The organism is Ruegeria sp. BHSA123 (genome assembly GCF_059613425.1).
On record NZ_JBXWSL010000012.1, the window covers coordinates 21068 to 39273 of the forward strand.

Consider the following 18206-nt stretch of genomic DNA (forward strand, 5'->3'; position numbering starts at 1 on the left):
CCCTATGTCAGACCTGATCCTAACCCCGAACATCAAAGACGCCGATGACTTCTATGCCGAACTTCTGGCCGCACATGAGGGCCTGGAAAAAGCCGACAGCGACGCGCTGAATGCGCGGCTGGTGCTGGTGCTGGCCAACCACATCGGTGACAGTGCAGTGCTGACGGACGCCCTTCGCGCTGCCGCTTTGACTGACAATTGACAGGCCCGGACGTGAGCGACGTCGTCCTTTATGACTATTGGCGGTCCTCGGCCAGTTACCGGGTGCGGATCGCCCTGAATCTGGCCGGGATCGCGTATCGCCCGGTTGTTGTCGATCTGGTCGGCGGCGCACAAAAGAGCGATGAACATATCGCTCGAAACCCGCAGGGCTTTGTGCCGGTTCTGGATATTGACGGGCTGCGGTTGACGCAATCGCTGGCCATCCTCGACTATCTGGACCGGACCCGGCAGTTGAACCTTCTGCCTGATGATCCGGCGGAACGTGCGCGTGTTCAGGCACTGGCTTATGCGATTGCGGTCGACATCCACCCAGTCTGCAACCTGTCGGTTGCGCGCTATGCTACGACCCTAAGCCATAATGCCCCCGACATGCCCGGCGACTGGATGCGGCATTTCATCAAACCCGGGTTGCAGGCGTTTGAAACCATGCTGGGGGATTTCGAACAGGCCCCCTACTGTGTTGGGTCAAAGCCCGGTCTCGCCGACCTCTGCCTGATCCCGCAGATCTATAACGCGCGCCGGTGGCAGGTTGATCTGTCGGATATGCCCCGCCTGCTGCGGGTTGAAGAGGCCTGCGCCAATCACCCGGCCTTTGTCGCGGCACATCCCGACGCACATGCGCAGGGTTAACATTGCACAGACCCTGTGTGCATGCGCAGCTAGGTTTTTTTCCTTTTAGGCCTTAGCTTTGAGCCAACAAAGCAGACGAGGTTCCTATGCCCGAGATCACCGGCTATCACGCCCATGTCTATTTCGACGCCGACACGCAGGACACCGCGCGACAGGTCTGTGAAGAGGCGGCCCGCCTGTTCCCTGTTCAAATGGGCCGGATGCACGCCCGAAACGTCGGCCCCCATTCGCGCTGGAGCTGCCAGCTGGGCTTTGCTGCCAGCGCATTCGACCAAGTCATCCCATGGCTGATGCTGAACCGGCAGGGCCTGACGGTCTTCACGCACCCGGAAACCGGTGAACATCTGGAGGATCACCGCGACCGCGCGATCTGGATGGGTGAGATGCTGGCGTTGGACCTGTCGATCTTCGACAACCTTTAACCCAGCGCCCGTGCCTGATCCCGCAGAACGAATTTCTGCACCTTGCCGGTTGATGTCTTGGGCAGGGTGCCGAACACAACCGTTTTGGGTGCCTTGAAATGGGCCATCCGGTCGCGACAGAAGGCGATAAGCTCTGCCTCGGTTGCGGCTGCGCCGGGTTTCAACTCGACAAAGGCGCAGGGCGTTTCGCCCCATTTCTCATCGGGACGGGCCACCACTGCAGCCTCCATCACCGCCGGATGCTTGTAGAGGATACCTTCGACCTCGACAGATGAGATATTCTCGCCGCCCGAGATGATGATGTCCTTTGAACGGTCCTTGAGCGCGATATAGCCATCGGGGTGCATGACGCCCAGATCACCGGACGCGAACCAGCCACCGTGAAAGGCCTTGTCGGTAGCGTCGGGATTCTTGAGGTATCCTTTCATCACCACGTTGCCCTGCATGAATATCTCACCCATGGTTTCGCCATCAGCCGGAACCGGTTCCAGCGTTTCCGGGTCGGCCACCATCAGTCCGGACAACGCTGTATAGCGCACCCCTTGCCGCACCTTGAGGGCCGCGCGGTCTTCAGGCCCTTTGCTGTTCCATTCGTCTTTCCATGCGCAGACAACCGAAGGCCCATAGGTTTCGGTCAGGCCATAGACATGCGTGACCTCGACACCCATCGCCTCCATCGCTTCGATTACGGCCGCAGGCGGCGGAGCACCTGCCGTCATCACCTTGATCTGGTGGTCAAAGTCCTTCAGCTCATCCGGAGCGTGGGCCAGCATATTCAGAACGATCGGCGCACCGCAGAAGTGGGTCACTTTCTCGTCCCGGAAAGCAGCATAGATCGGTTCGGCCCGCACCGCGCGCAAGCAAACGGAAACACCTGCATTGGCTGCCATGGCCCACGGGAAGCACCAGCCGTTGCAGTGGAACATCGGCAGAGTCCACAAATAGACCGAATGCTTGGGCATATCCCAGTCCAGCAAATCGGACTGCGCATTCAGGGTCGCGCCGCGATGGTGGTAAACCACGCCCTTGGGGTTGCCCGTGGTGCCCGAGGTATAATTCAGGGTGATCGCGTCCCATTCGTCCGCTGGCAGTGACCAGTCAAACGCGGGGTCGCCTTCGGCCAGCAGGGCATCATAGGTCAGGCGGCCCAGCTTTTCACCGCCGTCGAAGGTGGGGTCTTCGATATCGATGACCAGAATGTCATGATCGACCTGTTGCAGCGCATCTTTCACCACATCCGAAAACTCGGGGTCGACCAGCAGCGCCTTGGCTTCGGCATGGTTCAGGATGAATGCGACAATCGGCGCATCCAGCCGCGTGTTGATTGCGTTCAGAACAGCGCCCGTCATGGGCACGCCAAAATGCGCCTCGTACATTTCCGGGATGTTGGCCGCGATTATCGAAACGGTATCGCCCCGTCCAATCCCACGCGCTGTCAACGCACTCGCCAGACGCCGGCAACGGGCATAGGTTTCAGCCCAGGAATACCGGCGATCCCCATAAACCACGGATGGATAATCCGGGTAGACCTGCGCCGTCCGTTCAATGAACGTAAGGGGCGACAGGGGTGTGTAATTTGCCCGGCATTTGTCCAAATGACGCTCGTAGATATGTGTCGCTGCCATCCGCTGTCCTCCCGAAACGCAGTTTGGGCGAATTGAGCACAAAGTTCGCGTTCTGACAAACCCGTAGAAATACGGCGGCAAAACTGACTGGCGATACGGGATGATACGATCTGGCCCTATCTACATCCGGGCTTTCGCGGTGATCTGAAGCATCTTAAACACATGCCGGGATGAGGCATTTCCATATCCCGTGCACCGCTTCCTCACTGAAAGGACATGTCATGGACGGCACGTTCAACGAAAACGATCTTTCCCGCGTGGTCGAGGCCGACCGCGCCCATATCTGGCACCATCTGATCCAGCATAAACCCTTTGAAACCAATGACCCACGCATCATTGTCGAGGGCAAGGGCATGCGTGTCTGGGACCAGAAAGGCAAAGAGCATCTGGATGCGGTTTCCGGCGGCGTCTGGACCGTCAACGTCGGCTATGGCCGCGAATCGATCTGCAAGGCGGTTTACGACCAGCTGATGAAGCTGTGCTATTTCGCCAATTCGGCCGGTTCGATCCCGGGTGCGCTGTTTGCCGAGCAACTGATCGACAAGATGCCGGGCATGAGCCGCGTCTATTACACCAACTCAGGTTCCGAGGCGAACGAGAAGGCGTTCAAGATGGTGCGCCAGATCGCGCACAAGAAATACGGCGGCAAGAAAACCAAGATCCTGTACCGCGACCGGGACTATCACGGCTCGACGCTGGCGACCATGTCGGCAGGCGGTCAGGACGAGCGCACAGCGCAATACGGCCCCTTCGCCCCTGATTTCGTGCGCGTGCCGCATTGCATGGAATATCGCAAACACGAGCTAGACGGCGCACCCGAAGAGAATTTTGGCGAATGGGCCGCAGATCAGATTGAAGCCGTCATTCTGCGCGAAGGCCCCGATACAGTAGGTGCCCTGTGCCTTGAGCCTGTGACAGCAGGCGGCGGTGTGATCGAAGCGCCCGAGGGTTACTGGCAGCGCGTGCAGGAGATCTGCAAGAAATACGACGTGCTGCTGCATATCGACGAGGTTGTCTGTGGCGTGGGCCGCACCGGCACGTGGTTCGGGTACCAGCAATACGGTATCAAGCCCGATTTCGTGACCATGGCCAAGGGCGTTGCATCGGGCTATGCCGCGATTGCCTGCATGGTCACCACCGAGGAAGTCTTTGACTTGTTCAAAGACGATGCCGCGGACCCAATGAACTATTTCCGCGATATCTCGACCTTTGGTGGGTGCACCGCTGGTCCGGCAGCGGCCATCGAGAACATGCGCATCATTCAGGATGAAAACCTGTTGCAGAACTGCACGGACATGGGCGCGCGCATGACGAACAACCTTCTGGCGCTGATGGACAAGCACAAGGTCATCGGCGATGTGCGCGGCAAGGGCCTGTTCCTGGGGGCCGAACTGGTTGTGGATCGCGGCACCAAAGAGCCGGTGGACGAGAAACTGGCGCAGGCCGTTACTGCCGACTGTATGGCACAGGGCGTGATCATCGGCGTGACCAACCGCTCGATCCCCGGTCGCAACAACACGCTGTGCTTCTCGCCTGCGCTGATTGCTACGGCCGATGACATCGACCAGATCACCGACGCGGTTGACGGCGCGCTGGGGCGTGTTTTTGGATGATCCAAGCCGACTAACCGCTGATCTTAGAATCTCCAATTCTCTGAACCGGCGCGCTCTGCGCCGGTTCATTCAAGCGCAGAAGTCCAGTCTCAGTTCACCCTCTTGATTTCGACTTCGTCAAATTCAAACCTGCCGGTTCCGAATGCTGCGAGGCCAATTCCCGCGCGACCGTCCGCGCCCGAGGACGTTCGTTTTGAAAACAGCGTTTGAATGACCTTTGTTCCGTTGACATAGAAGACAACATGCGCGCCTCGCACCTTAAAGGACAACTTGTTCGGAGACTCGAGCAAAATCGCGTCATGAGTGCCCGCATGCACGACGCGCAACTGACGTCCGTCTTTTTGCAGAACGTGGAAGCGCCCCTTGCCGTCCACGGCAAATACCACATATTTTCCCGCTTTCCCGCTGCCAACCAGAATGCCAACCCCGCTTTTTCCGGAAAACTCTCCGCCCACAACGGCAGATATCACCATGTCTTGCGTACTCTCCAACGAGTCCGATCCTGGAAAATTTACCCATGCCACATCGTTGAACTGAAGACTGCGGGTATCCTGCCTATTTTCCATCACAAGCTTGCCATCGGCCACATAAAACACCCACGGCGACTTGACCGACTGAAAGTCAATCTGCCCGCCCAGCATGAGCGTCTGGTCTTCTCCGTCAAAGGTTTCAACCAACACGTCCGGAGTATCGGGCTCTGTGATAGCGTCCTGCGACCGCGCTTCATCAGAGTAACCGACTAACGTGGCAGTCAGAACAATAAGAGCTTGTATTAATTTTAGGCAAAAAGGCATTCTGGTAATTCCATTCAATCTAAAAGAGAAGTTGATTATATAATTACAGCAATTACGTGCATTATCCAGAATGGAATACCATACTTGGTTGATGCGGAAATCCACGGGTTTCTGCCAAAGAAAAAGACCGCCCCAAGGGGACGGCCTTTCTTTCACTGTCTCTTTTCAGAGGTTCAGGCAGCCAGAGCAGCCTGAGCTTTGGCGACGATCGCGCCGAACGCTTCCGGTTCGTGCACGGCCAGGTCGGCCAGAACTTTGCGGTCCACTTCGATACCGGCCAGGTTGAGACCGTTGATGAAGCGGGAATATGTCAGAGCCTCGTCATGGCTGCGCACAGCAGCGTTGATCCGCTGGATCCACAGCGCGCGGAAGTTGCGCTTGCGGTTCTTGCGGTCACGGGTCGCGTACTGGTTGGCCTTGTCGACGGCCTGAGTTGCGACTTTGAAGTTGCTCTTGCGACGACCATAATAGCCTTTTGCGGCCTTGATGATCTTCTTGTGACGGGCGTGAGTTACGGTTCCACCTTTAACGCGGGACATCTCTTACATCTCCTCTTAGCGGTCGTAGGGCATGTAGCCCTTGACGATCTTTGCGTCGGGGGCGGACAGGGTGGTGTTGCCACGGGCATCGCGGATGAATTTCTTGGTCCGCTTGATCATGCCGTGCCGTTTGCCGGCCTGGCCAGCAAGGACCTTACCGGTCGCAGTCACCTTGAAGCGCTTCTTGGCGCTTGATTTGGTCTTCATCTTAGGCATTTCCGTCTCCTTTTCCGGGTTCGGTTTCAGACGCGACTCGGCATGCCATCTCGGCCGGTCACGCGATCAGAAGCGCCGTTTACGCAAGTTCGGTCATACTGGCAAGGGGGTTTGGACCAGAATCTATGCTTTTTGCAGGCTGGTCAGGCACCGGGGCGACACAAGCCGCCCCGGTGATTGGACTTAGTGTTCAAATTTGCGGATTTCACCGCTCTTCAGCCTTGCGGAGTAGGACGCCAGTTCCTGCCGCACCACTTTCATCAGGAAGTAGAGGGCAAAGACGTTCACAACCGCCATCGCAAAGATCGCCGCATCCGAGAAGTCGATAACCGGACCGAGGTTGGCTGCAGCGCCGATCACCACGAAGACGCAGAAGATGATCTTGAAGATCAGCTCTTTTGTGTGACCTTCTCCGAACAGGTAGGTCCAGGCCTTCAGGCCATAGTAGGACCAGCTGATCATTGTCGAGAAGGCAAACAGGATCACCGCGATCGCAAGGATGTACGGGAACCAGCTGAACGCGCTGGCAAAGGCGGCAGAGGTCAGGCTGACGCCGGAATTGCCATCCACTGTTGCGATGGCGGAACCCGCCTCGTTCAGCATGTAGTTGCCGGTTTCAGGGTCGATGATCAGCTGTTGCGTGATGATGATCACCAGTGCCGTCATGGTACAGATCACGACGGTATCGATGAACGGTTCAAGCAGCGATACAAAACCCTCGGTGATCGGTTCCTTGGTCCGAACCGCCGAGTGCGCAATCGCCGCCGAGCCAACGCCCGCCTCGTTCGAGAATGCCGCGCGCTTGAAGCCCTGGATCAGCGCGCCGACCATGCCCCCTGCTACGCCCAGCCCCGTGAAGGCACCGGCAAAGATCTGACCAAAGGCCCAGCCGATCATGTCCGCATTCATCGCGATGATGACCAGTGCGGTGGCGACATACAGCACACCCATGAACGGCACGACCTTTTCAGTCACCCGAGCGATGGATTTCAGACCGCCAACAATGACCATGAACACGACCGCGGCAAAAACAATACCGGTAATCCAGCCCGGATAGTCGCCAACGATACCGGCGATCTGCTGATGCGCCTGGTTGGCCTGGAACATGTTCCCGCCGCCCAACGCGCCCAGAATACAGAAGATCGAGAACAGCACCGCCAGGATCTTACCACCGGGCAGGCCCAGCTCGTCGAAGCCCTTGGACATGTAATACATCGGGCCACCTGAAACGGTGCCGTCTTCGTATTCATTGCGGTATTTCACGCCCAGCGTACATTCGGTGAACTTCGATGCCATGCCCAGAAGACCCGCAAGGATCATCCAGAAGGTTGCGCCTGGCCCACCGATGCCAATGGCAACGGCCACGCCCGCGATGTTCCCCAGGCCCACAGTGCCGGACAGCGCCGTGGCCAATGCCTGAAAGTGGCTGACCTCGCCCGCGTCGTTGGGATCGGAATAGTCACCTTTGACAAGGCTGATCGCGTGACCAAAGAACCGCAACTGCACAAGCGCGAAATACAGCGTGAAAACCGATGCAGCGATGACCAGCCACATAACGATCCACGGAAAGCTGGTTCCGGGCAGCGGTGCAAATATGAAGCTGACAAACGGCCCGGTCAGGTTTGCAAAGGCCTGATTGATTTTTTCGTCCAGTCCCGGCGCCTCTTGCGCAAGGGCAGGGCTGGCGGCAATGGTGGCGGCCGTTACGGCGCCAAGTGTTTTTAGCGTTCTCATTTTTGGCCCTCCCCTCAGTTCACGACCGTAACCGGAACGTCGGCATGCATCACCAGATATTGCGTCGAACTGCCGAACAGGCGTTTCTTGATCCCGTCCGCAGATGCCCGGCCCACGACGATTTGCGAGCCTCCGTTTTCGACAGTGATGGCGTTCAGCGTTTCCGCCACATCGCCATGGCGCACAATGCCCTGCGCCTCGAAACCCGCAGCCCTGAGGGCCTCTACGGCTGGTGTCACGACACGCGACAACGCCAGATCAACCTCTTCTTCGCGGCGCTTGTGGCGCTGGGCGTTTTCTTCAGGTGTCTGGAATGTGTAAGGTGACCATTCGATCACATAAGCGACCAGCAAATCGCACGTTCCGATCAGCTTTGCCAAATCCTTGGCAAAGGCAATCGCACGCTCGCCGGTTTCAGTCCCGTCGAGTCCTATGACAATCTTTGTTGTCATTTCGTTCCTCCGTTTTTGTTGTTAAGGCCGGGGCCCACGCCCCCGGCAGGGCGGCCGGAACTTGGAACTTTTCAACAAGACCGCCCTTTGGTAAGTATTAGGAAATTTCACTAGGAATTGGAGATTTTTTTGGGCCATTTTCAGTGTAATTTATCGAATTGCGCCAAAAATACAGGGAATTTTACTGATTAGCAGAGATTTAGACAATATCGATCAACGCATCCTGTACGAGCTGGAGGCCAATGGCCGGCTCTCGATAGTTGAGTTGGCGGCGCGCGTAAACCTTACCAATACGCCCTGTTCCGAGCGTGTAAAACGACTTGAGAAGAATGGTTATATCAAAGGGTACAGAGCCGTCGTCGACAAGGAAAGGATGGGGCTGGCGCTGCTGACCGTGGTGCAGGTATCCCTGGTCGCAACTGCGGAACAATCCCTTGTGAAATTCAATGAGGCTGTTCGGAATGTGTCGGAAATCGAAAGCTGCCTGATGGTGGCGGGATCGTTTGATTATCTGTTGACTGTTCGAACGCGCGACATTGCACATTTCCGGCTGGTTCTGGGCGAGAAGATCAACAAGCTGCCGGGGATACATCAGACCAGCTCTTTTACAGTTATGGAGATTGTAAAAGAGCCGGTTGACTGACATGACACTCGGGCCCGAGTGTCGGAGTGCGGTTATTCCGGATCCGTGCTGTAGATCAGCCGTTCATCACAAGGGGCCACCCGCAAAATGTTGGTGGTGCCAGGAACGTTGAAGGGGACACCGGCCGTAACCACGATCTGGTCGGTTTCGGTTGCAAACCCCCCTGCCCGCGCCGCGCGGGCCGCGTTGACCACGGCGCTTTTGAACCGCTGAAGTTCGGGTGTCATGACGCAGTTGCACCCCCAGCTCAGGCAAAGCCTGCGCGCGGTCCCCATCAACGATGTCATCGCGATGATCGGAACACCGGGACGTTCGCGGGCTGTCAATGAGGCGGTCGTTCCGCTTTGCGTAAAGCAGCAGATGGCTTTGATATCGGTCTTTTCAGCAATCTCGCGGGCAGCCGCGACGATGGCATCGGCCACAGTGCTTCCTTTTGCCGTCCGGGACGCAGCGATGATCTGGGAATAGGTCGGGTCGGCCTCGACCTCGATGGCGACCTCATTCATGGTCTGCACAGCCTCAACCGGATAAGCACCTGCCGCCGATTCCGCGCTGAGCATAATGGCGTCCGTGCCCTCATAGATCGCGGTGGCCACATCCGACACTTCGGCACGGGTGGGCATCGGGCTTTCGATCATGCTTTCCAGCATCTGGGTGGCGACAATGACCGGCTTGGCGGCACTACGGCACTTGCGGACCAGCCTTTTTTGAATGGGCGGCACCGCGGATACCGGCAGTTCCACACCCAGATCGCCCCGTGCCACCATGATCCCGTCCGAGGCATCAAGGATGTCGTCGAACGCCTCGACCGCGGCGGGCTTTTCGATCTTCGACAGGATCGCGGCGCGTCCATCAGCCAGCGCGCGGGCCTCGAACACATCTTTCGCACGCTGAACAAAGCTCAACGCCAGCCAATCGACACCCAGTTGGCACACAAACTCCAGATCATCACGGTCCTTCGCCGACAAGGCCGCCAGCGGCAGCACCACATCCGGGACGTTCACGCCCTTGCGGTTCGAGATCGTACCGCCGACTTCGACCGTGCAATTGGCAAAGTCTTGGCCGCAATCCTGAACGATCAGGCGAATCTTGCCGTCATTGACCAGAAGGCGCGCGCCCGGTTCAAGGGCTGCAAAAATCTCGGGATGCGGCAGGCACACGCGGGTGATGTCGCCGGGGGCTGAATCAAGGTCCAGACGGAACGCCGCGCCCTCTTCCAGCTCCTCCGTATCATTTGCAAAAACACCAACCCGCAGCTTGGGGCCCTGAAGATCGGCCAGAATGGCAATTGGGCTGTCCAGATCCTTTTCAACCCGCCGAATGATCCTGTGGCGTTCACGTATCTCATCATGGCTGCCGTGGCTCATGTTCAGACGGAACACATCCGCCCCGGCCTCGTGCAGGGCACGAATGGTGTCATAGTCACTGGACGCCGGTCCCAGCGTCGCCACGATTTTTACATTCCTCAGGCGTCGCATTGGTCTTGACCTCCTCATGCCGGTTCAGATTGCGCAGATCAGCTTTTGCAAAATGTTACCGCAAACACTGCTGTGGCGCTTATTGCGCAATTCCCTTTTTAAAGCAACTGCCCTACACCTGCGACAAACTAGATGACAGGCTTATGACTTACACCCCGTTTTTTGTTCACGGCGCGGATCGCCCGTCCCGATGGCTGATCACATGCGACCACGCAACCAACATCGTTCCCCCCGAGGTCAATGACGGAGACCTTGGCCTGCCGCGCGAGGATATGGAGCGCCATATCGCCTATGATGTCGGCGCGTATGAGGTATCAAAGCATCTGGGCGAGATTCTGAACGCGCCGGTGATCGCCGCCAATTTCTCGCGCCTTGTAATCGACCCGAACCGAGGGGAAGATGACCCCACGCTGTTGATGAAACTGTATGACGGGTCGATCATTCCCGGCAACCGCCATGCCGATGCCGCCGAGCGCGAACGCCGCCTGAACATGTGTTATCGCCCCTACCACACAGCGTTGGCTGAGATGGCGGCACTGCCACATGCGGTAATTGTGTCGATGCATTCCTTCACGCGTCAGCTGCGTGGACGTGATCCGCGTCCGTGGCACATTGGTGTTCTGCACACGCCGGACGAGCGGTTCTCGCGTCCTTTGATCGAACGGCTGCAACAGGAAGATGACCTGTGCGTTGGTGTCAATGAACCCTATACCGGCGTTTTGCCGGGTGATGCGATTGACAAGCACTGCACCGCTTTTGGCCGTCCCAATGCATTGATCGAGCTACGCAATGATCTGATCGCCGATCATGCCGGGCAACGGCATTGGGCCGAGCAGTTGGCGATAATCCTGCAAGAAGCGTTGGACGCCAGCGACCTTTGACCGCAAGGTTTGCAGGGACGTTCCACCCCTCACGCCATTGTGAGCAATGCCTCTGATCCCCATATAATGCGGGAAAGGGGATCGTCATGACACATGAGTTTCTGACAACGTTTTTCGGTTGGATGGCCACGCTTAATATCGCGGTTTTGCTGTTCACCACCGTCATGATTCTGCTTTTGCAGGACTGGATCGCTGGCATTCACGGCAGGATGTTTCAGATGGATCGCGCCGACGTGAAACGTGCCTATTTCAGATACCTTGCCAACTACAAGATTCTGACACTGATCTTTTGCATCGTGCCCTGGCTGGCCTTGAAACTGATGTAGGTAGCGCTGACCACAAGCGCCGTTGTTGTAACGACACGGCAGGATTGTTAGGTCAAACGCAACACACACTGCCTTCCGGAGCCACATTATGGACAAGCAAACCGAAATCGAACTTCAGGCTGCCGCCTTTCGTCGGCTGCAAAAGCACCTGATGGAAGACCGCACCGATGTGCAGAACATCGACATGATGAATCTGGCCGGGTTCTGCCGAAACTGCCTGTCACGGTGGTATCAGGAAGCGGCCAATGAAAAGGGGATCGAGATGGGCAAGGACGAGGCCCGAGAACTTTTCTACGGCATGACCATGGATGAATGGAAAGCCAATTATCAAACCGAGGCCAGCGCTGAAAAACAGGCCGCCTTCAAGGTCGCGTTTGAAGAGAATGTAACGAAAAAGGGCTAGGCCCAATACGAAATAGGCCCGCCAGATTGGCGGGCCTATTTCTTTAGATCGCTGCCTTGCGGCTTTCGTCCAGATAAATCTCGCGCAAGCGTTTTGCAATCGGCCCCGGCGTACCGTCACCTAGCGCAACTCCGTCGATTTCAACCACCGGCATCACAAAGGCACTGGCCGAGGTGGTGAATGCTTCGTCCGCCTCTTTGGCTTCGTCGATGGTGAACAGACGCTCTTCGATTTCCATCTGCGCCTCAGCCGCCATGCGCAGCACGGCCTTTCGGGTGATGCCGTGCAGGATATCGTTGGACAGCGGGCGGGTGACAATCTTGCCGTTTTTGACGAAATAGGCGTTGTTGCTGGTGCCCTCGGTCACAAAGCCGTCCTCGACCAGCCATGCGTCGTCGCAACCTGCCTTCTTGGCCATCATCTTGCCCATCGACGGGTAGAGCAATTGCACCGTTTTGATGTCGCGGCGGCCCCAGCGGATGTCTTCGATCGAGATGATCTTGGCGCCTTTCCTTGCCGCCGGACTGTCAGCCAGCCCCGGCTTATTCTGCGTGAACAGAACGAGGCTGGGCTGGGTATCTGCCGACGGAAACACGAAATCCCGGTCGCCATCGCTGCCGCGCGAAACCTGCAGATAGACCAAACCTTCCTCGATACCGTTCAGCTCAATCAGCTTACGGTGGATTTCCAACAGTTCATCCTTGGTGCAGGGCTCGGCCATCTCCAGCTCGTTCAGCGAGCGCTTCAGACGGACTGAGTGACCTTCGAAGTCGATCAGCTTGCCGTCCAGCACACTGGTGACTTCGTAGACCGCGTCCGCAAACAGGAAGCCACGGTCAAAAATGGAAACCTTGGCCTCGGTCTCCGGCAGATATTCGCCATTTACGTAAACGGTGCGGGTCATATTCGTCTCCTCAACCCCAAAGTGCGGCCGCAGGCGGGTGCACTCCGGCGTCGTCAAAATCCAGCGGGGTGTCGCGGTCTTCGGCCAACAGAAGCGGGCCGTCAAGGTCCGTTACCATCGCACCCTGCGCCAGCAATGTCGCAGGTGCCATGGCAAGCGAGCTGCCGACCATGCATCCCACCATAATGTCATAACCTTCGGCAATCGCTGCCTTGCGCAACTCCAGCGCCTCGGTCAGGCCCCCGGTCTTGTCGAGCTTGATGTTGATGACATCATATTTACCCTTCAACTTGGGCAGGCTGGAACGGTCATGGCAGGATTCGTCAGCGCAGACTGGCACCGGGCGCTTCATCCCGATCAATGCATCGTCATCTCCTGCGGGCAAAGGCTGTTCCACCAATGCCACGCCCAGCCGCACCAGATGCGGGGCGAGGTCGGCGTAAACCTCGGCAGACCAGCCTTCGTTTGCATCCACAATGATCTTGGAATTCGGAGCACCAGCGCGCACCGCCTCAAGCCGGGGCATATCATCGGGCGTGCCCAGCTTGATCTTCAGAAGCGGGCGATGCGCGTTCCCGGCGGCCTGCGCCTGCATTGCCTCGGGCGTGTCCAGCGACAATGTATAGGCGGTGATCTCGGGGCCGGGCTTTGGCAGACCTGCCAGGTCCCAGGCGCGCTTGCCAACACGTTTGCACTCCAGATCCCACAAGGCACAATCCACGGCGTTCCGCGCGGCGCCTGCGGGCAGCAGATCCGTCAGCGACTGGCGGGTGACATCTGCGGGAAGACCGGCAATCTCAGCCTCAACAGACTCGAGCGTTTCGTCATAACGCGCATAAGGAACGCATTCGCCCCAGCCGTGATGGCTTCCGTCCGAAACCCGAACCGTCAGCACCTTTGCTTCGGTCCGCGACCCGCGCGAGATGGTGAAGACCTGCGCCAGCCGGAACACTTCGCGAGAAACCTCAATCTGCACGCACCCGCTCCTTCATCTTTTCCCAAATACTCACGCCGGAGGCGGAACAGTCCGCCACCGGCGCGTTGTTCAGATCATATTGCGGCCAGCGCGTCCACCAGCTTGCCAGAACCAAAACGGAACGGGTCGGTCGCAGGCAGGCCCATGTCCTCTTCGATCTTGGCCAGATAGGCGGTCGCGTCTGCCTCGGACATGTGCTGGGTGTTGACCGAAACGCCAACAACCTGACAATCCGGGTTTGCCACCTTGGCCAGCGCCAGCGCGGTGTCGCGCAGGGCTTCCAATGTTGGCAGTTGATAGGTTGGCAAGCCGCGCATATGCGCACGGGTCGGTTCATGGCTCAGGATCAGGGCGTCCGGCTGGCCGCCATGGATCAGTGCCATGGTCACGCCGGAATAGGATACGTGGAACAATGACCCCTGCCCTTCGATCAGGTCCCAGTGATCATCGTCATTGTCCGGTGTCAGCCATTCGACCGAACCCGCCATGAAGTCAGCAATGACTGCATCCAGCGGCACACCGTCACCGGTGATCAGGATGCCGGTTTGGCCGGTCGCGCGGAAGGTCGATTTCATCCCGCGCTCACGCATCTCGGCGTCCATCGCCAGCGCGGTGTACATCTTGCCAACCGAACAGTCGGTACCGACGGCCAGACACCGTTTGCCCTTGCGCTTGATCCCGTTTGCAATCGGATAATTTATTTCAGGCACCCGCACGTCGTGCAGTTTCCGTCCTGTTGCTTCGGCCACGGCCACCAGGTCCGGCTCATCCCGCAGCAGGTTATGCAACCCCGAGGCCAGGTCGAACCCCTCCTCAAGCGCCATGACCAGAACCTTTTTCCAGTCCTGGCTGATCACACCGCCGCGGTTTGCCACGCCGATCACCAGTGTCTTGGCACCGGCATCCTTCGCTTCGGTCAGGGTCATGTCAGCCAAGCCCAGATCGGCCTTGCAGCCGTCCATTCGATACTGGCCCACGGCGTTTTCCGGACGCCAGTCCTTGATCCCAACAGCCACTTTGGCCGCCAATTGGTCGGGCGCATCGCCCAGGAACAGCAGGTACGGTGTCTCGATCATTGCGGTCACTCCTTTGATTCCGGGGCAGGCTAGAGAAGCGGTAAAACGAGCGCTTCGCGTTTTGACCCGTCAACCACGGCCTATGCGCGAGTTTCTTGCGCAGTGTTCTCGATGTGCGCAAAAATCTTCGAAGTTTTTAAAGTGATTAAACTTTAATCACCCCACTCGGGCAGTTTTGAAGCTGCTTTCTGCAACCGCATTGCCGCAGGTGCACAATCGCTCTTGCGCCGCACCGCGCAATTTAATACCTCATTGAGCAGGAAAATCGTAATTTCATTACTCAGACGAGGTCCAGATGAGCTTTCGCATCCAACCTGCCGCACCGGCGCGTCCCAATCGCTGTCAGCTGTTTGGCCCGGGGTCGAACACCAAACTGTTCCCGAAGATGGCAGCATCCGCTGCGGATGTGATCAACCTCGATCTTGAAGACTCGGTTGCGCCTTCGGATAAGGATGCGGCCCGCGCCAATGTCATCGAAGCACTGAACACCGTGGACTGGGGCAACAAATACATGTCCGTTCGCATCAACGGATTGGATACCCCGTACTGGTATCGCGACGTTGTCGATGTATTGGAACTGGCGGGCGACCGTCTGGATCAGATCATGATCCCCAAAGTCGGCTGCGCGGCAGATGTCTATGCGGTGGACGCATTGGTCACCGCCATCGAACGCGCCAAAGGTCGCCCCAAACCAATCAGCTTTGAGGTTATCATCGAATCTTCCGCCGGCATCGCCCACGTCGAAGAAATCGCAGCCTCCTCGCCCCGTTTGCAGGCTATGAGCCTTGGCGCGGCTGATTTTGCCGCTTCGATGGGGATGCAAACCACCGGCATCGGCGGCACGCAGGAAAACTATTACATGCTGCACGAGGGTGCGAAACACTGGTCCGATCCATGGCACTGGGCACAGGCCGCCATCGTTGCCGCATGCCGCACCCATGGCGTGCTGCCAGTCGACGGGCCCTTCGGTGATTTCAGCGATGACGAGGGGTACATTGCGCAGGCCAAACGCTCGGCCACGCTGGGCATGGTGGGCAAATGGGCCATCCATCCCAAGCAGATCGCGCTGGCCAATCAGGTGTTCACCCCCTCGGAAGAAGCCGTGTCAGAGGCCCGCGAAATCCTCGCCGCGATGGAGCAAGCCAAAGCCAATGGCGAAGGTGCGACGGTTTACAAAGGACGTCTGGTCGACATCGCTTCGATCAAGCAGGCCGAGGTGATCGTGGCACAGGCCGAGTTGATCGCGGCCAACGGCTGATGCACAATAAAAAAGGCGCCCGACCCGGCGCCTTTTTCCAACTTTGTTCTGGTATCACCGCCCAAAAACAGCATTCGGCGTCCAGGTGAACCTTTCGCCCTTTTTACCCGACTTCATCATCAGGCAGGATGTTCCAAGCTTTTGGAAATAGATGATCTTGAGCGGGTACCACCCTGCCTTGGGCACTTCGACTTCGGTCCGCTGGTTGGCCTCACAACCCTGAATACCCGTGACATAGCCTATATTTTGGCCTCCGACGAATGCTTCTATCCCGTCATTCGACCAGGTTTCCAACTCGTAAACCCCAGGCGAGTCGAACCGCATATATCCCGTAATCTCGGCAGCAACATTGTAAGCGCCGTCGAATGTCATGACATTGTCACCCTGACTGGTGTCCCTGTAATCCAGTCCCTGCAGCGGTTGCCCAGGCTGCGCTTTGGACAGCATGCTTTTTGCCTGACTCAGATCGCGGATCTTCTTGTGTTGATTGCCTGTGCCAATGTACTTCACATTCAGCCCCGCCTTCGGAGAAGGCTGCGGGTTGGCAGGTTGCAGTTTCAGCGGGGCAGACAAGGCGGCCCCGGCAACCACTGACAAGGCAACTGCGGCCGCCACTGTTCGAACGCGTTTCATCGTAATCTCCCTGTTTGCGTGCCGTTCTGGCTGGGCGTATCCCAAGGCAACGTCATTTCCATGACTTTAGGCTGTGAGTTTTCGCCCTGCAAGAGAGTGTGCCTTCACAATTCAAGGCGTCACGCCCGCAAATTCTTGGGTGAATCCATAACCACATAGGATGTGATCGATGTGACATGCGGCAAGGTCCCCAACACCTCGGTATGGAAGGTCTTGTAAGACGGCAGGTCTGCACATTCGACCCGCAGCAGGTATTCGATTGTTCCCGTGATGTTGTGGCATTCGACAACTTCCGGGGCTAGTTGGAGCGCGCGTTCAAACCCCTCCTGCGCGGCCTTTGTATGCTCGCCCAGCCCTACACCAATATAAGCGACAAAGCCGATACCCATCGCCGCCGGGTCCAGAACTGCGCGATAGCCTGTGATCACCCCGGCCCTTTCAAGCTCTTGCACGCGGCGCAGGCAGGCCGAAGGGGAAAGGCCCACACGCTCAGCCAGATCCAGATTGCTGATCCGTCCGTCACGGGTCAGCTCCTGCAATATCTGGCGGTTTATTCTGTCATTTTTCATCATTGATTGCACAACTACAGGAAACACGCACAAAAAAGCAATTTCATTTGCCGCAGAGCGGACAATACTTCGCGCCATGACTTATGACATCCTGATGGCCCTGATCGCCTTTGCCTTCGTAACCTCGATCACGCCGGGGCCGAACAACCTGATGCTGATGGCTTCGGGGGCAAATTTCGGCTTTCGACGTTCGATTCCGCATATGCTGGGCATTGGGCTTGGCTTTACCTTCATGGTGCTGCTCGTCGGATCTGGTCTGGTGCAGGTCTTTGATCGGTATCCCGTCAGCTATTCGGTGCTGAAAATCCTGTCGGTGATTTATCTGCTCTATCTGGCCTGGAAGATTGCACATGCCGCGCCGGCAAGCAGCGCCGAGGTGACCGGAGTGCCGATGACATTCCTGCAAGCCGCTGCGTTTCAATGGGTAAACCCAAAAGCCTGGGCCATGGCCCTGACCGCCACCACGGCCTATACACCGGATCGGACGATGTATGCGATTGCCGTGGTGGCGCTTGTCTTCGGGGCCGTCAACTTACCGTCGGTCAGCACATGGACCGTGCTGGGACAGCAGATGGCACGGTTACTGACCAACCCACGCCGACTGGTTGTTTTCAACTGGACAATGGCTGTGCTGCTTGTGGTTTCGCTCTACCCCGTGCTTTGGCCGGAGTGAGTTTCCCCATAAGTCGATTTCAGCGATTGTTCTGCTGGGCATGTCGGGAATGTGCTGGCAAGAGAAAGAATCTCTTAATCTGATCAACGGCTTTTGACATGAACGATGCCGCTTCAGTGTCATCTAGTTGCATCTGAGG

Annotated in this window: 22 protein-coding genes; 10 read left to right on the forward strand and 12 right to left on the reverse strand. The window is 57.6% G+C overall.

Translation table 11 applies throughout. The features are described 5' to 3' along the window. The first annotated feature begins 4 nt into the window (after positions 1-4). The 3 genes from AC2FNC_RS08875 to AC2FNC_RS08885 all read left to right on the forward strand — a co-directional run bounded on the left by AC2FNC_RS08875 (position 5) and on the right by AC2FNC_RS08885 (position 1274). The gene (locus tag AC2FNC_RS08875) at positions 5-202 is read left to right on the forward strand and encodes a DUF2783 domain-containing protein (RefSeq protein ID WP_480519396.1); all 198 of its coding nucleotides are present in this window, start codon (positions 5-7) and stop codon (positions 200-202) included. Positions 203-213: 11 nt separating this feature from the next. Beyond that, positions 214-852, forward strand: a complete 639-nt coding sequence (gene maiA / locus AC2FNC_RS08880) for a maleylacetoacetate isomerase (protein ID WP_480519394.1) — start codon at positions 214-216, stop codon at positions 850-852. Between the two features lie 86 nt (positions 853-938). Then, positions 939-1274 carry a DOPA 4,5-dioxygenase family protein gene (locus tag AC2FNC_RS08885; RefSeq protein ID WP_480519392.1) on the forward strand — a complete coding sequence of 112 codons (336 nt, stop codon included), beginning with the start codon at positions 939-941 and terminating at the stop codon, positions 1272-1274. Here the strand turns inward: AC2FNC_RS08885 and AC2FNC_RS08890 are convergent. Further along, positions 1271-2899, reverse strand: a complete 1629-nt coding sequence (locus tag AC2FNC_RS08890; RefSeq protein WP_480546173.1) for an acyl-CoA synthetase — start codon at positions 2897-2899, stop codon at positions 1271-1273. The two genes, AC2FNC_RS08885 and AC2FNC_RS08890, sit on opposite strands and share 4 nt — an antisense overlap. 221 nt (positions 2900-3120) lie before the next feature. Between AC2FNC_RS08890 and AC2FNC_RS08895 the strand changes: the two genes are divergently transcribed. Beyond that, entirely contained in the window at positions 3121-4512 is a 1392-nt protein-coding gene (locus AC2FNC_RS08895; RefSeq protein WP_209506068.1) for an aminotransferase family protein, read from the forward strand. 89 nt (positions 4513-4601) lie between these two features. Here the strand turns inward: AC2FNC_RS08895 and AC2FNC_RS08900 are convergent, their stop codons facing one another. From AC2FNC_RS08900 to AC2FNC_RS08920, 5 genes are all read right to left on the reverse strand, one after another. Then, positions 4602-5411 (reverse strand): hypothetical protein, encoded by an 810-nt coding sequence (locus tag AC2FNC_RS08900; protein ID WP_496715108.1) that lies wholly within the window; start codon positions 5409-5411, stop codon positions 4602-4604. Between the two features lie 68 nt (positions 5412-5479). After that, positions 5480-5845, reverse strand: a complete 366-nt coding sequence (gene rplT / locus AC2FNC_RS08905; protein WP_039523695.1) for a 50S ribosomal protein L20 — start codon at positions 5843-5845, stop codon at positions 5480-5482. 15 nt (positions 5846-5860) lie between these two features. Then, a complete protein-coding gene (rpmI, locus tag AC2FNC_RS08910; protein WP_010443552.1) occupies positions 5861-6061 on the reverse strand; it encodes a 50S ribosomal protein L35 in 201 nt (66 codons plus the stop codon). A gap of 183 nt (positions 6062-6244) precedes the next feature. Further along, on the reverse strand, positions 6245-7795 hold the full coding sequence (locus AC2FNC_RS08915) for an alanine/glycine:cation symporter family protein (RefSeq protein WP_480519384.1): 1551 nt from the start codon (positions 7793-7795) through the stop codon (positions 6245-6247). 14 nt (positions 7796-7809) lie between these two features. Continuing rightward, complete coding sequence (locus tag AC2FNC_RS08920; protein ID WP_480473950.1) at positions 7810-8247, reverse strand: universal stress protein; 438 nt, start codon at positions 8245-8247, stop codon at positions 7810-7812. 208 nt (positions 8248-8455) lie between these two features. On the opposite strand from AC2FNC_RS08920, the gene AC2FNC_RS08925 reads away from it, so the two are divergent. After that, entirely contained in the window at positions 8456-8890 is a 435-nt protein-coding gene (locus AC2FNC_RS08925; RefSeq protein WP_480624234.1) for an Lrp/AsnC ligand binding domain-containing protein, read from the forward strand. Between the two features lie 32 nt (positions 8891-8922). On the opposite strand, the gene pyk is transcribed toward AC2FNC_RS08925, so the two are convergent. Next, positions 8923-10368, reverse strand: coding sequence for a pyruvate kinase (gene pyk / locus AC2FNC_RS08930; RefSeq protein WP_480623530.1), 1446 nt, complete (start codon positions 10366-10368; stop codon positions 8923-8925). A gap of 143 nt (positions 10369-10511) precedes the next feature. Between pyk and AC2FNC_RS08935 the strand changes: the two genes are divergently transcribed. From AC2FNC_RS08935 to AC2FNC_RS08945, 3 genes are all read left to right on the forward strand, one after another. Beyond that, positions 10512-11249, forward strand: coding sequence for an N-formylglutamate amidohydrolase (locus AC2FNC_RS08935; RefSeq protein ID WP_480554762.1), 738 nt, complete (start codon positions 10512-10514; stop codon positions 11247-11249). Between the two features lie 86 nt (positions 11250-11335). Continuing rightward, positions 11336-11575: a DUF6868 family protein gene (locus tag AC2FNC_RS08940; protein ID WP_480554763.1), complete on the forward strand. Its 240-nt coding sequence runs from the start codon at positions 11336-11338 to the stop codon at positions 11573-11575. An 88-nt stretch (positions 11576-11663) separates the two neighbouring features. Then, positions 11664-11978: a DUF1244 domain-containing protein gene (locus AC2FNC_RS08945; protein ID WP_267365127.1), complete on the forward strand. Its 315-nt coding sequence runs from the start codon at positions 11664-11666 to the stop codon at positions 11976-11978. 43 nt (positions 11979-12021) lie between these two features. Here the strand turns inward: AC2FNC_RS08945 and AC2FNC_RS08950 are convergent, their stop codons facing one another. From AC2FNC_RS08950 to dgcN, 3 genes are all read right to left on the reverse strand, one after another. Then, positions 12022-12882: a D-amino-acid transaminase gene (locus AC2FNC_RS08950; RefSeq protein WP_480559591.1), complete on the reverse strand. Its 861-nt coding sequence runs from the start codon at positions 12880-12882 to the stop codon at positions 12022-12024. Between the two features lie 10 nt (positions 12883-12892). Next, entirely contained in the window at positions 12893-13858 is a 966-nt protein-coding gene (gene dgcA / locus AC2FNC_RS08955; RefSeq protein ID WP_496715110.1) for an N-acetyl-D-Glu racemase DgcA, read from the reverse strand. Positions 13859-13932: 74 nt separating this feature from the next. Then, positions 13933-14934: an N-acetyltransferase DgcN gene (gene dgcN, locus AC2FNC_RS08960; RefSeq protein WP_496715111.1), complete on the reverse strand. Its 1002-nt coding sequence runs from the start codon at positions 14932-14934 to the stop codon at positions 13933-13935. Positions 14935-15229: 295 nt separating this feature from the next. Between dgcN and AC2FNC_RS08965 the strand changes: the two genes are divergently transcribed. Then, a complete protein-coding gene (locus AC2FNC_RS08965; RefSeq protein WP_496715112.1) occupies positions 15230-16192 on the forward strand; it encodes an L-malyl-CoA/beta-methylmalyl-CoA lyase in 963 nt (320 codons plus the stop codon). A 54-nt stretch (positions 16193-16246) separates the two neighbouring features. Here AC2FNC_RS08965 and AC2FNC_RS08970 read toward each other — a convergent pair whose 3' ends face one another. Further along, the gene (locus AC2FNC_RS08970) at positions 16247-16825 is read right to left on the reverse strand and encodes a PA14 domain-containing protein (protein WP_480473959.1); all 579 of its coding nucleotides are present in this window, start codon (positions 16823-16825) and stop codon (positions 16247-16249) included. 119 nt (positions 16826-16944) lie between these two features. Beyond that, positions 16945-17397 carry an Lrp/AsnC family transcriptional regulator gene (locus AC2FNC_RS08975; RefSeq protein ID WP_480473960.1) on the reverse strand — a complete coding sequence of 151 codons (453 nt, stop codon included), beginning with the start codon at positions 17395-17397 and terminating at the stop codon, positions 16945-16947. Between the two features lie 73 nt (positions 17398-17470). Here AC2FNC_RS08975 and AC2FNC_RS08980 point away from each other — a divergent pair, with 73 nt between their 5' ends. Beyond that, positions 17471-18067: a LysE family translocator gene (locus AC2FNC_RS08980; RefSeq protein ID WP_480519374.1), complete on the forward strand. Its 597-nt coding sequence runs from the start codon at positions 17471-17473 to the stop codon at positions 18065-18067. Positions 18068-18206 lie beyond the last annotated feature (139 nt).